Origin of the sequence: Exiguobacterium sp. CH10 (assembly GCF_018617635.1) — a bacterium.
Lineage (GTDB): Bacteria > Bacillota > Bacilli > Exiguobacteriales > Exiguobacteriaceae > Exiguobacterium > Exiguobacterium aestuarii_A.
Genome location: NZ_JACSKO010000003.1, coordinates 83967 through 98268, shown reverse-complemented (window position 1 = coordinate 98268; position 14302 = coordinate 83967). Strand labels below are relative to the sequence as shown.

Annotated in this window: 9 protein-coding genes; 3 read left to right on the top strand and 6 right to left on the bottom strand. The window is 40.5% G+C overall.

Going from position 1 to position 14302, the window contains the following annotated elements:
- Window positions 1-18: 18 nt before the first annotated feature.
- A complete protein-coding gene (gene gloA2 / locus KNP04_RS10965) occupies window positions 19-399 on the bottom strand; it encodes an SMU1112c/YaeR family gloxylase I-like metalloprotein (protein ID WP_214876019.1) in 381 nt (126 codons plus the stop codon).
- Between the two features lie 278 nt (window positions 400-677).
- Between gloA2 and htpG the strand changes: the two genes are divergently transcribed.
- Window positions 678-2546, top strand: coding sequence for a molecular chaperone HtpG (gene htpG, locus KNP04_RS10960; RefSeq protein ID WP_214876016.1), 1869 nt, complete (start codon window positions 678-680; stop codon window positions 2544-2546).
- 34 nt (window positions 2547-2580) lie between these two features.
- Here the strand turns inward: htpG and KNP04_RS10955 are convergent, their stop codons facing one another.
- The 5 genes from KNP04_RS10955 to dcm form a co-directional block, all read right to left on the bottom strand.
- Window positions 2581-3267, bottom strand: a complete 687-nt coding sequence (locus tag KNP04_RS10955) for an HNH endonuclease (RefSeq protein WP_251129924.1) — start codon at window positions 3265-3267, stop codon at window positions 2581-2583.
- Between the two features lie 150 nt (window positions 3268-3417).
- Window positions 3418-4842, bottom strand: coding sequence for a 3'-5' exonuclease (locus KNP04_RS10950; RefSeq protein WP_214746574.1), 1425 nt, complete (start codon window positions 4840-4842; stop codon window positions 3418-3420).
- A gap of 196 nt (window positions 4843-5038) precedes the next feature.
- Window positions 5039-7663 carry a hypothetical protein gene (locus KNP04_RS10945; RefSeq protein ID WP_214876010.1) on the bottom strand — a complete coding sequence of 875 codons (2625 nt, stop codon included), beginning with the start codon at window positions 7661-7663 and terminating at the stop codon, window positions 5039-5041.
- On the bottom strand, window positions 7656-10685 hold the full coding sequence (locus KNP04_RS10940; RefSeq protein ID WP_214876007.1) for a UvrD-helicase domain-containing protein: 3030 nt from the start codon (window positions 10683-10685) through the stop codon (window positions 7656-7658). The genes KNP04_RS10945 and KNP04_RS10940 overlap by 8 nt, the downstream gene beginning before the upstream one ends.
- A 253-nt stretch (window positions 10686-10938) precedes the next feature.
- The gene (dcm, locus tag KNP04_RS10935) at window positions 10939-12273 is read right to left on the bottom strand and encodes a DNA (cytosine-5-)-methyltransferase (protein WP_214785481.1); all 1335 of its coding nucleotides are present in this window, start codon (window positions 12271-12273) and stop codon (window positions 10939-10941) included.
- Window positions 12274-12451: 178 nt separating this feature from the next.
- On the opposite strand from dcm, the gene KNP04_RS10930 reads away from it, so the two are divergent.
- Both KNP04_RS10930 and KNP04_RS10925 read left to right on the top strand, forming a co-directional pair.
- Window positions 12452-13786, top strand: coding sequence for a MutH/Sau3AI family endonuclease (locus KNP04_RS10930; protein WP_251129923.1), 1335 nt, complete (start codon window positions 12452-12454; stop codon window positions 13784-13786).
- Window positions 13787-13855: 69 nt separating this feature from the next.
- On the top strand, window positions 13856-14302 hold the full coding sequence (locus tag KNP04_RS10925; RefSeq protein WP_214746560.1) for a very short patch repair endonuclease: 447 nt from the start codon (window positions 13856-13858) through the stop codon (window positions 14300-14302).

Here is a 14302-nt window from a genome sequence, read left to right as displayed (position 1 = left end):
AAAGAATGAAGATGGGATTCATTCGTGCAGTTCTAACGGTAGTCCATCGGGATCGAAGAAGAAAGTCATCTTCTCTCCTGTAAAATCATCACGACGAATCGGTTCTGTCCCAATCCCACGTTCGTTTAATTCGGCAACGACGGACTCGATGTCGTGGACTTTAAACGCCAAGTGTCGAAGACCGCGCGCCTCTGGGAAATTTGGACGCTCGGGACTATTCGGTTTGATGAACAGCTCGAGCTCATATGTACCAAGACGTAAGTCGATTTTGTGATCCTGTTTCTCCGGGCGGTGGTGTTCTCGAATCACTTCGAATCCGAGTGCCTCGACATAAAACTGCTTGGCTTTATCGTAATCCGACGCAATGATTGCGACGTGGTGAATCGTATGTAAGTTCATCATTCTACCCCCGTATACAAAAAATGAGCACCTCTCACTAGAGGTGCTCTCGAAAGTCTACCGCGACGGACCACGCTCCACAACGTGCTCCTCAAGGGAATGTCCGCCGTCTTACATAGACCAGCTCATCGCATGTACTCAACTATATGCGAAACCTACGTCCTCGTCAATCTTTTCTTCAAATCCGGTTGACATCTTCCTAATTTTTAGGATAATCAATAGTGTTAGCACTCTTTATACGAGAGTGCCAAAATACAGACAAAAAAGGGAGAACGATCATGACAAAGAAACAGTTTCAAACGGAATCGAAACGAATTTTAGAGTTGATGGTCCACTCAATTTATACACATAAGGACATCTTCTTGCGCGAGCTCATCTCGAACGCAAGTGACGCGATCGATAAGATGTATTATCGCGCCCTCTCCGACGAGAGCATCGAGTTCAACAAAGACGATTACTTCGTCAAAATCGAACTCGATAAAGAGGCACGGACGATTACGATTCGCGACACGGGCATCGGGATGACAGAAGAAGAACTTGAAACGAACCTCGGAATTATTGCAAAGAGCGGTTCACTCGCCATGAAACAGGCAACGAAGATGGAAGAAGACCATAGCCTCATTGGTCAATTCGGGGTCGGATTCTATTCTGCGTTCATGGTCGCTGACCGTGTGACGGTACGGACTCGCTCGATTGACAGTGATCAAGGATACGTATGGGAGTCAGAAGGCACAGACGGCTATTCAATCGAACCGACAGACAAGGCGGACATCGGTACAGAAATCACGCTCCACTTGAAAGCAGACACAGAAGATGACGCATATTCGTCGTTCCTTGAAGAGTATGAAATTCGTTCGCTCATTAAGAAACATTCGGACTTCATCCGTTACCCAATCAAACTTGATGTGACGAAACATCGTCAAAAAGAGGACTCAGAAGAGTATGAGGACTACAAGGAAGAAGAGACCGTCAACAGCATGGTGCCGATTTGGCGGAAGCGGAAGAGCGAACTCAAAGACGAGGATTATAAAGCGTTCTATCACGAGAAGCGCTACGGTTTTGATGAGCCGCTCAAGCACCTTCACTTGAACGTCGACGGGACGATTCGTTATCAATCGATCCTCTACATCCCGTCAACGGTTCCGTTCGACTATTACACGAAAGAATTTGAGAAAGGGCTCGAGCTCTACTCGAACGGCGTGTTGATCATGGAGAAGTCACCAGACCTCTTGCCGGACTATTTCGGCTTCGTCAAAGGGATGGTCGACTCTGAAGACCTCTCACTCAACATTTCCCGTGAAATGTTGCAGCAAGACCGTCAGCTTCGCGTGATTGCGAAGAACGTGAAGTCCAAAATCAAAGGGATGCTCGAGAAGATGCTCCAAAACGAACGTGAGGACTACGAGAAGTTCTACGAGTCGTTCGGTCGTCAATTGAAGTTCGGCGTGTATGACCAGTTCGGCGCAGCCAAAGACGAATTGAAAGACTTGATTCTCTTCTATTCTTCTCACGAGAAGAAACTCGTCTCGCTCAAAGAGTACGTCGAGCGGATGAAAGAAGATCAGAAGTATATCTACTATGCGACTGGCGAATCGATTCATCGTATCGACCTCTTACCACAAGCAGAGCGCTTAAAAGAGGAAGGATATGAAATCCTCTACTTCACAGAAGAAATCGACGAGTTCGCAATCAAGATGCTTCAGTCGTATGAAGACAAAGAGTTCAAATCGATTGCGAGCGGCGACCTCGGTCTCGATGACGCGGAAGCGAAGTCTCTCAACGAGGACAACCAAGACTTGTTCGCCTTCATGAAAGAAGAGCTCGGAGACCGCGTCAAAGAAGTGCGTGCCTCGACACGCCTCAAGTCACATCCAGTCTGTCTGACGGTCGCGGGTGACGTCTCGATTGAGATGGAGAAGATTTTGAACGCGATGCCAAACGGTGGCGACATGAAAGCGGAGAAAGTGCTCGAAGTGAACGCCGACCACGTCATTTTCCAGACACTCCAACGTGTGTATAAGGAAGATGAAGCGAAAGCAAAACAATATACAGACCTCTTGTATCAACAAGCCCTCCTCATTGAAGGGTTACCGATTGAAGATCCGGTAGCATATTCGAATGCGGTTTGTGCGTTGATGGCGGAGTGACGGTGAAGACAGAGGGCGACCTCTGTCTTTTCATTTATCTGTTGTTCATCAGCTTCCGTAGCTGATTTGGTGACAGTACTTGTTCAGTTCTCCGGTGAATCATCCTATGACAATTAGAACAGACGGGAATCAAGTCAGTTTTAGGATTTACTATTACAGGTTCATCTAGAGTACTCAATGGTTTTAAATGGTGTACTTCAATAAAATCTTTACCTCTCTCACCGTACACAGACTCAAAATTGAAGCCGCACACGATACAGTTGACCCCTTGAAATTCTATGGCTTTTCTCCGGTTCGAAGCATCTCGTTCATACTTTTTACCGTAGTAGTATCTCTCTTTACCTTCATAAACAAAATTACCATCTTCTGCTTCTTCCGCTCTGATATCTTCCATTGCGTTATATTCGCCTACATCAACTTCCGATAGAACTGCAACGATATTTTCATAACCCTTTTGACTCTTAAGTTCTTCAAACATCTGTTCTAATGTAAAACCTTTAAACACTGACTTGAATGCCTTCTTCAAACCCAGATAATGAAGAATCCCCATGGATTGGTAACCCTTTGATTCTTCTGAATCTAAACCTAAGAATCTCTCATCCATCTCTCTATGTGTCAATCCATCCATCAAATGTCCGATAATCACTTGATATCTTTGTAATTCACTATATTGTTTAAATTCTCGGTCCCTACCACTAGGTTGCAACGGTGGTAAATACATAAACATCCTCCTATTTTTACAAATTTCATAAATCCATTATAAAAAACCTCTTTTTAGATTGATTGAAACGGTTAGAATTCAAGTGATAAATTCTTCACGAAATCGCTCTTAAAAGAGGTTTTGCTTAACTTTATTTTTTTCTCCAAAAACCTAGATATATGAGATGAGGTTATATGTCGCTTTATCAAATTCGTCCATAAAGCGACTCATTTTCTTGCCGTATCCAGTTAAGAAAAGCCTGCTCCTTGCCCTTGTCATCGACACATATAGCAATCTTCTTTCCACTTGAATAGCGTCCTCAACTTCTTCTTCATCTACATTTTTTAGATTCGGAAGATTTTTGTCGGTAAATCTCGGAATAATGACAATATCGAATTCGAGCCCTTTTGCGGAGTGCATCGTCACGAGTTTAACTCCGGGTGTTAAACAACTCCCGTTCTCCTTTTCGATATGCTCATTCGGGATATTGTAAGGCAGCATCTTTATAAATCCTTTGAGTTGTTTGTTGTGTCGGAATAGAACACCAATTGTAATGTCTTTATTCGTAGTTTTATCCCACTGCTCTTTAATCAATTCTACGAGACCCTCATACTCATCTTGGTAAGTATCATACTGATAGATTTCTGGGGTGAACCCGCTACTCTTTTTAGGTATAACAAGCTCTTCTCGAGCTTCTTCACTGTTTTTTGAGGAATTGCTGTTCAAATCTTTGTTATAGAGCGGAAGTGCCATGGTGACAATTTCTCGGCATGATCGATGCATCTCTTCCAAATGTTTTGTGCGTCCTCCGACAATATTAATTCCAACACTTCTCCAAGTGAAATCTGTCTTGTAAATACGTTGACCAATATCCGCAGAGACAATTAGGCTCTTTGGGTTCAACTCTCTCAATACGATGAGCTGAACTTGTGTTAAATCCTGAGCCTCATCAATCATTACGTAATCATATGTCTCTCTCGCTTTAACCACATCAAGATTTTTGTATAGTTGGATGCCGTAATCATCGAAAGGAACAAGAGATTTCATAGCCAAGCCCTTATCCAGGTGCTTCATGAATGCGAACACTTCTTTACGATCAGGTTGCTGAAGACTGACTACACGTCCACTCCGTCGCACGTTCAAATACTCTTCCTCAGAAATGATGCCTTTCCCTTTAATCCATTTAATCTCGTCTTTCAAGAATGATTTGAATTTCTCATCGCTATAGAAGCGATGATTTGTCGTTCTTCGATCCTCATAACAGTTATCAAAAAGCGTAGCCTCTTGATAAGATGAGGAAGAAAACCTTCCCTTAATCGGTTTCAAGTACTTATACGCCCAAGAATGAAACGTGCGCACCTCTAGGTTTCTCTGACTGTATCCTCTGTCTGCTAAATACTTCTGCGCATAGGCGGCCAATGTCTTATTGTATGTAATCAACAAAATTTTAGCACTTGGATTTGTTTGTAAAATCTTTTCAATTTTCATTAAGAGGACAGTCGTTTTCCCACTACCCGGAGCTCCCTTGATTAACACGTGCTCTGCCTGAAAGTTGATGGCGTCGTTTTGCTGTTTTGTAACGGTGATTTTAACCATGTGATCACTCCATCTTTAAAAAAAGTCGTCTTCAAAAAAACTCTTCCGTCTTTGTTCCTCTAATTCTTGATCCTGCTTTTTCAAAACACTTAAATCGGTAATTTCCTGCCGAATCCCTTGCGGCTCTCTTTTCACAAGAGGTATTATCCATGCCGATATAAACTCTTGACTCAAGGTTTCGAACTTTTCTCGATTCCTATTTTTCATCATCAATCGCGTAATGCCCCTCTCGACATATCTCTAGAAACTCACAAAATCGACAATGGTTTCCTGGGTTAGCTAGACTGTCAGTTGTCAGATTAGGTGAATTATAAAATAATCTAAATTTCTTCAAAGAACCGTTATAACTAACGTTTTCGATTTTATATCGATCATCTTGACGAGGATATTGGGCAACTTCATTTTTAACCTCCTGCAAAATTAACTTCTTGTATGCCCCGCTCAACTGCGGATAGAGGCAAGAAAGATACATCTCAGTTTTTTCCCAATTTTTGAAGGTATGATAAACGCTTCTCAACATTTTCTTATATAAAAGTTGTTGATGGAACCGAGACGAATAAGTGCCAAAATCATTCAAGATATATGAGAATGTAGCACGTTGTGGACATTGATTGGCCTCATCTATTAAGAGTCTATCTTTAAAATCTGGTAAGGAAATATCGTCTTTCTTTTCTGTTGAATCAATCTCTTCATTTTTTAGGTTCAAAGGTTCTTCGATGAAATTAGCCACTTTGAAATAGTAAGCCATGTCTAAATCGTAACCCGTTTCTAAATTTCTTACGTACGAAATCCTTACATCATCTGCGCCAATTAACAACGTATATAACAAATATCTAGTTATGGCCCCAGAGAGATCCTTCAACTCTTTGAAAAGGTGTAGCTCTGATCTGAAGACGCTCAATTCATCGATAGTTTTACTTGAAAGTGGCCAGATTTTATATTTGGTACTCATCGGTAACGCGTCCGCATCAGTGAAGCCCAGGTGGATGTTTCGTTTTTGCTTAAACGCCATCCCATCTGCGACGAATAGCGCTCCCACCTTGTCTATCATCTCTTCTTCATCGTCATAACTTTGTAGTCCAGATTGGAGATAAAAACGTAAACCATCCATGATGTCTAATAGTGAGAATTTCAAAGTCTCATCTTTCAATTCTCCAAGTTTCATCATCAAGTCTTTCAACAAGACTACTTCTTCCTCATGACGTTTCTCTTCGGCAGAGACACTGACATAGGTCTTGAGTTTTTCAAGATGTTCTCCAATTCTCACGTCAGTTTCCACTTCGAAAAGTTGATGAACCATTCGACCAATCATAAGGAGACCCTGTTGTATCACTTTCATATCTTCGATGCTTACTTTGAAATAAGAAAGCTGCTCAAGAGGCCTCCCGTGGAGGCGATGGACACGTCCCGCAGGCAATGGACGGAATGATTCCCATCTCATTTTTTCTTCTATCAAAAAATTTATCTTTTCAAGCCATTCTTCTATTGTCAGAAATTGAGCCTCTCGTCCATCAAGAAATCCTTCACCAAGGTAAAAATAAGGAAGGAGCTGGTCTAACTGTTTTGTGTACATGGACATGTTGATTTTGGAACCATCTTTTCCATCGACATAAAGATGTCCACTGTTAAATAATCTTTGTAATACATCTGGTTTCAATACCTTTTCAATAACCGAAGAATTATTGTGCGGTGTTTTTTGCTCTGTGTACAAGTTATGCAGTTCGAATAGAAAACGACCAATAGGATAATCAATTAATGATGGCGCTTTTTTTTCAATCAACCCAGCATAGTATAACTGTTCCCGTATTTCTCCACCTCGACAAGAAACGAAATGTTCATATTTTTCATCTTTTTCACGCTCTCGAACTTCCCGTTCCTTCGAAAGAAACTCTAGCATGTTCGAATACACAGTCACTTTTCCTAGTTCTTCTTCTTTGAAAGAATGGAATTGACGACCTTCAATCCCCTCTAACAACTGTACCGAGTATGGATGTTGGACAGCTGGTTCGTTGAATGAGGCTGACCACGGCACCTCATCTTTCCATAGGAATCGTTCTACCGTTTCATAAGTATGAGGCAAAAGTTCATCATAATAATTCACGAATATCAATTCAAACTGTTGTTCTAAATGCTTGAAAAAATACTCCTGCAACGGGGTAATGAAGTAAAAGCCATGTAAGACTATCTTTCTTTTACTTAAAGAAGCCTCAACCCGATCATTAATCTGCTCTTCTTCACCAACATTAAACTGATGCAGATTATTCTTGGTTTTCGAATTCTGCTGCAAGAACTCTTTTACAATTCGAGAAAAATACGCGGGGTTTGACAGTAGTTGTTTTTCCCATTCGACCGGTCGAATATCATCACGCATCTCACTCATAATGTCATGGAGCAATAACTCTTCATCACTTTTGTCGACAAGAGTCGAAAACACATTGTCTAACCGCAACTCTTTTAATAATCGGATAGTATAAATCAGTTCTTTTCTATTTTTTTCGAATGACAGAATATGTTTCCTCATTCGAACGTCAGCTTGCGACGAAGACTCCCATCTATTTCTAAGAATTTGTGAAATCTCTAAGTATTGACGCATTTGATTCTTTTGACCACTCCACGCCTTGCCTTGCACCTCTTCTAACAATGGATTAATCGTTAGAAGCGGTGATTTTAACCATTGATATATCCTCAGATTCTCATTAATTGATTCATGTAACGTAGGTGTCGCTGCGATATGGAGGACATCATTATATTCTTTTTGAAACTTTGAGTCTTTCCATGTTAAGTCACTCGGCACCCGGTAAGTAAGTACCTGTCTATTCATTTGATGTTTCCTTTCGTGCAGCAGTTCGTATTAATTTTTCCCACGTGTCCTTATCCCTTAATCCCTTTTGAGTATGAGGTCGAGCCGCATTAATCCATAGACGTTGTTCGGCTCGGGTCATCGCAACATAGAGCAGTCTCGTTTCTTCATTTAACGTTTCGGCGATATCCTCAGCTTTTATCGTTTTGAATGAAGCTGTAGTCACAACTTCATCACCTTCTTTAAAGTGAAAAGCTAATACTTTTTCATGATTGCTCAGACCTTTAGAAGTGAGTAGTACTTTATGTTGATGACCTTGTATCAGACTTGAATCGGTAAACGGAAGGAATACAGAGTGGAATTCAAGTCCTTTCGCCTTGTGAACAGTCATAACTCGAATGACTCTATCTTCGTTAATATCTTTGGAATCGATATCGGCTTCATCTTCGTCTCGATTCGTTGCCACTTGAATTTTCAACCAATCATATATAGAGACTGGATCGTTGACCTCGCCCTTCAAACGTTTGACTGCAATATCTAGTATTTTATACAGATTTCTTTCATACTGAATGAGTTCGTGTGGTTGGTACCCTTGTTCTCCCATGATTCTCTTATACGGAAGTTCCATCACGGCGTTTTGAAGCACTTTATAAAAAGGTTTGATTCGTAAATCTTCTCGCGCCTTGCGTATCCACTGCCATCTTTCGTCATCTAGGTTTCGATTCATCTCTAAAGTCAGTCGAGCAATATCCCCTTCGTACTGCACAAGATGATTAACATCAAACACGTCCTCAACGAAAGATGATTGACGAAGAGCAAAAAAGCTTTCCGGACAACCCTCATTTTTTAATACACGAATCAGCAGAAGGAGGTCTTTGGCCGCTGACGATTTAAAGAGACCTCCACCTACGGAAACTTCAAATATTAAATCATTTCGACCATTTTTCCTTATACCTCTTAATAACTCCTTTATTTTTTGTGCCTCTTTGTTCTTTCTTACTAAAATACCAAGTACTGATTGTTTTTTATCATCTGATGGCAATGTATCATACATGTGAAGAATGATATCGTCGAGTTTAGGATTTTTAGTTGTCGAGATATTTAAAGTTTCTTTTTTATCAACTGACGAGGATAGATGAGAAATTAATCTACCCGTATCAATACCATTTTTCATTTCATTTGGTAATCGACCTTTCTGCTTCCATGCTTTGAACAGTCTTTCCATTTCTACTAGCAACGCTTTCGAACTTCGGTAATTAATTGTCAATTCATAAGAGAGAAAGTCATTTTTTAGTCGTTTTAAACTCTCAAAGGCTGTATGACTCGCCCCACGAAAACGATAAATCGCTTGTTTGATATCTCCCACTACGAACAACCTGGCTTTCAGTGAGTTCGATAAAGATACGAGTAATTCGATTTGAGGATCATCCGTATCTTGAAATTCATCAACAAAGATATAATCGATGTTAGGCTCTATCGACAGTTGTCGATTACCTTTAACAACTTTTAATAAATCGCGTTTTATGTCCGACAACGTCAGGGCATTATCTCTCAATTTTTCTTGCTTGATTCGATTCGCCATGCGCTCAATTACATATTGGGTCGCTTGCTGATACTTCATGTCTCTCTGGCTGTCTTCTGCAAGATCCCAAGTGAGAGACTCGCTGTCACCGCTTAATCCTTTTTTATCTAGTTCGCTTTGGACGTGCATGAAAAATTTAATCATTTCATACTCTTTAACATCAGAAAAATAAGAAACCTCTTCTTCGTCAATCTCTTCAGTAAGGTACCTTGCAAACTCTTCTCGAATGATTGTTTCTGTTCGATATTTATATGATGCAACACTGACAGTATTCCCCCAGCCTTCGACCACACCTAATTGCTCAAACAAATATTTGGAGAAGGCATCTATCGTCATAATTCTCATACTATTGACTTGCTCCATCAAATCTAAATATTTAATTAGATTTGTAGTCTGATAATAAGATTGGAGACGTTCTTTAATTTTTTTTCGCATATGCGCCGCAGACTCTCTAGTGAATGTAATCATCACTATAGAGTCTAGTTTGACGTCACTTGTATGAATTAAATACATGATGCGCGAAATCATCGTGGTTGTCTTCCCGCTACCGGCACCAGCGTTCACTATAATGTCTGCAGTTGATGGAGCGTGTTCAACACGATATTGACCCCAGTTGAACCGGGAACTCAAATGGTTGTTCTCTATGTAACGTTCATGCTTCGAAGACATCCGGCCATCATTAATCAAAAGCGTCTCATCAACTTTTTGAGAAAGCTCATATACCGCAAGGTTCTTTTGCTCTTCTATGCTACTTATATTTCTTGTAATGACGTCAACCTTCGTCCCCTGCGTTGCCCATTTTTTTAGCTCTTCTATTCGACAATTTGAAAGCTCATTTTCAATCAATAAGATTGAATAAGGAGTCTTTTCACCATTACGGTAAGCCTCTTTGGTCAGATGAGGTGACAATGATATAAATTGATTTGGAACTGCAGAAGAATCGACTTTATTCGGAGACTCTTTTATGAAGATTTCAGCGATGTGTTCGACATCGGCACGACTATACAATTCATATGTCGTATTTCCATTTTTAGTTTTTCTCCGTTGCGGTCTAGCAAATTTCCCACCCAATGGAAAGTAGTATTCTTTTATCCCTGACTGAATGGATCGCGTTTTAAGGGCGTTCGACATTTTTGATGTTTTTTCATCTTCATCTCCAGCAAACAGCTGAATCCCCATAAAGATATCGTCTTTTTTTATAATGATATCTAGCTTCATCTGAAGATCCGCTTCTTCATGATTGATTACCTCATCGAAATATCCTGATTCTCTAAGAAGGAGTGCGAAATGGAAATCTCGAACCAGTCCTAAATATGCTGTTTGTGCCTTACTTTGAATATGGTATTTTACTAACTCTAACTGGTTAACGTTTGATAATACAGATTCGGTGAAATATTCCGCAAACTCCTTTACAGTGGGTAATCTGTCTAATAAAAAAATTTGCTTTCTTAATTTTGACAAAAAACTAGGGAGTCCAAATGTCGTTGCCGGATGTGTCTCTACCGGAATAACTTCTGGAATTTCATTATATTTTGAATAAGTATTATCTAAAAACTCTTCAACTTGTTGTGAGGAATTTAGAATGGTAAGTACTGAACGCTCTATCTTAAACTACCACCTTCACATATTTTTCTTAATTACATAATAACAAACATGGGGATACTTTCTAAATACAAAACAAAAAACTCCCATTTTTTATAATGGGAGTTTTTTGTCATTTGAAGTTATTGTACGTCCCCAAAAGCTGCATCTGTTTCACTTCATGCAACAAGCTCTTTTCATCTTCTTGCTCATGAATCTCCGCAATTCGATGGCCCATCCGCTCAATCAAACCGACGACGAGAGCATTCCCCATCGTGAAGTATCGCTTGCGGTCTGTCATAGTCGCAGTCCATCCGTATGGGAAGCCATTCAACCCTTCACATTCTTCCGGACGTAAATAGCGCAATTTTTTCGTATGCGGGTCTTCGATGACATGGCTTGAACGGTTGCACGTCCCTTCGCTTGTCAACATCGTTCTACCTGGAAGGTCTAACGAATCCGGATAGGACATGCCTCCTTCAGCATAGACATAGACGTGCCCGCTCGCAGAAGTACGTTCGATTTTTTTCGGCCCTTTCATATAAGCCAATTCCTCTTTTTCCGTACGCCCAGATTTTTTAACTTTTTCCGTATCTAGATAGTAATGTTCTGGGGCAGGACCAAACTGTTCATACACCTCTTGGACAATCTCTCCGAGCGTCTTAGGCGTTTCTCGAACCGGGAGTGTCTCAAGCGTCGTCACTTGATTTCCCGTCATGACACCCGCATTTCGATAAGTCGCAGAGAATGTGTCCGATATTTCAACGATGTCTTTCGGCAACTCGAACGTCGAACCTGGATGCTTCTCGCTCGTCATCTCCATGACCGGGAAAGTCGGTGCAAAGAATCCGTCTTTCAACAACCACTGCTCAGGATTTGCTTTGCCCGCTCGGGTTGAATGCTTCAAATCCGCTCGTGTCGCAAAGATGAAGATACGGCGGCGGCGTTGGGCAAATCCGTAATCAGCAGCATTGATGACTCTCCACTCGACCGTATATCCTTGATCGGCAAATGCACGAAGCATGACACTGAAATCACGTCCTCTTTGTTTCGCAGGTGACTTCATTAGGCGATCGACATTCTCGAGTAAGACGTATGGCGGCTTTTCCTGTTCGATGATGTTCATGATTTCCCAGAACAAGACACCCTTCTTCCCTTGAATCCCTTGCTCATTCTTCAAGCTACGTGACACGCTGTAGTCTTGGCACGGGAAGCCACCCACAAGCAAATGGTGTGGTCCTGCTTCCATCCACGACAGCGCGATATCCTCATTCACGTGTTGACCACGTCCTTTAAAACGTTCAGCATAGCAATCAAAGGCCGGTTGTACCTTCGTCGCCGGCTCCCACTGATTGCCCCAAACCACATCGAATTTGTCGGATGTAGGCTCGGCATTCACATCTTCAATTCCTTCAAGCGCGATGCGGAAACCTCCTACACCGGCAAATAACTCAACTACTTTAATCAATGGGAACACCCTTTCGTATTTTCTATCTTTAATTTACTTCATTTACACATTTCTCTCAATGAAAACAGTTTATCACCTATGAAAAAAATGATCAACCCTTCTCTTTTTTATTTCATCATTAGAACCTAAAACATTTTATAGTAGAATGTTAATCATAACCAATAATGGAGGTATCATTTTGTTAAAATTCAATTCTATAGATGAACTATTACTCAAAACAGCCGGAATAGTGGGTAAAACATTTGGCGAGTTAGACAAAGAGGGGTATTTCGAAAAAAAATCTAACGATAAGGGCATTCTTGGAAAAATAGTTGAAACTGGATTTTACGGATACCCTAACAATAATAAGGCGGAAGCAGACTTTAGCGAGTTAGGCGTAGAGCTGAAGGTTTCTGGCTTCGTAACTACAAAAAAGGGAGTTTGGTCTGCAAAGGAGCGAATTTCACTCTCGCAAATAAACTTTCATAAAATAGTAAGTGAAGATTTCAAATTTAGTTCATTGATTTCGAAAAACAGAAAGATTTTGTTTATTTGGTATGAATTTATCAAAGACGGAGATCCTAGAGATTTTATCATAAAAGATTATCAATTATATGACATGACCGGGATTGAACCCGTGATAGAAAAAGACTATAAAATAATCCAAGAAACAGTTAAAAATGGGTTGGCCCATAAATTATCTGAAGGGGATAGCGTTATCTTAGGTGCCGCAACTAAAGGTGGCGCCGGTCAAACGCAAACTCAACCTTTTTCTGAAATCCGCGCAAAAACTCGCGCATTCTCAATCAAAAATTCATTCATAAAAGGTGTGCTTAAAGAACATCAACTAAACTACAGTGTTTCTTTGCCATCAGAGTTGACCCCAGAAGAGTGGTTATGGAATAAATTTAAAAAGTACAAAGGTATGACTCAAATGGAATTATTGAAGCACTTAGATCCTCAATCCTTCAAAATTAAACCTCAATACAACATAGGAAATATGATTCAAAGACGTATCATCGGTAAGAATTCTGAGTTAGAAAAAAACGAGTTGTTTAGTAAGCTCACTTATGAAATCAAGACCACTCCAATAACTGAATCTTATTTCCCTATTGAGAAGCCTACATTTAAACCTCTCCAAAAAGATGAGTTTTTAGATGATTGGGAAATTTCTGATTGGAAAATTTTCTTTGAAGAAAGTACTTTTTTTTATATAGGCTATTTAGAAAAATCCACACATAGAGGCAATGGTTTCAGAAAATTACACTGTTTATTCAAAGTCACCTTTACACCTGAAGAAGTAGAAGAGTTTAGTAAAACATATAATGATATTAAAAATGCTGTAAATTCAAATGACATAGACTTACTTCCTACTGCCACAAAATTTCCTGAAAGATACCTTGTAATATCCACAAAGGGTTCAGGAGGAGATAAATGTTACCAACAGTTTATGAATGGTGAGAAAAAAGTATGTTTTATGTTTAATAAAGAATTTATTTATAAAAAGTTTAATGAAGGCCTCACCTTGAAATAGGCTGAACAACATCCTGAAGAGCTTATCCATTTTGCATTCGGGAATAAGTTCTTTAGGGAGGTTGGGGATATGGCCAGAAACGTACCGAAAGCATCGAGTCCAGCCGTGTTCAAGACGATGAGCGGAAACCGTGGGAAAGATACGAAGATGGAAGTCAAAGTCAGAAAAGCGCTGTGGGCGGCCGGATATCGGTATCGCAAGAACAATCGCAAACTTTACGGGACGCCCGACATCTCGTTTCCTGGATTACGCGTCGTCGTATTTCTGGACTCTTGCTATTGGCACGGCTGTCCCCTCCACTTCAAATTGCCGAAGACGAATGCCGATTTTTGGCGTCAAAAGATTGGACGTAACATCGAGCGTGATGCCGACGTCACACAACATTATGTAGAGGAAGGTTGGATCATTCTTCGATTTTGGGAACACCAGGTCAATGATGATTTTGATCATGTCATCTATACCATCACTCATTTCGTTGATATGGCCAAGCAAAACCGACACATACGAAGTGGCTGA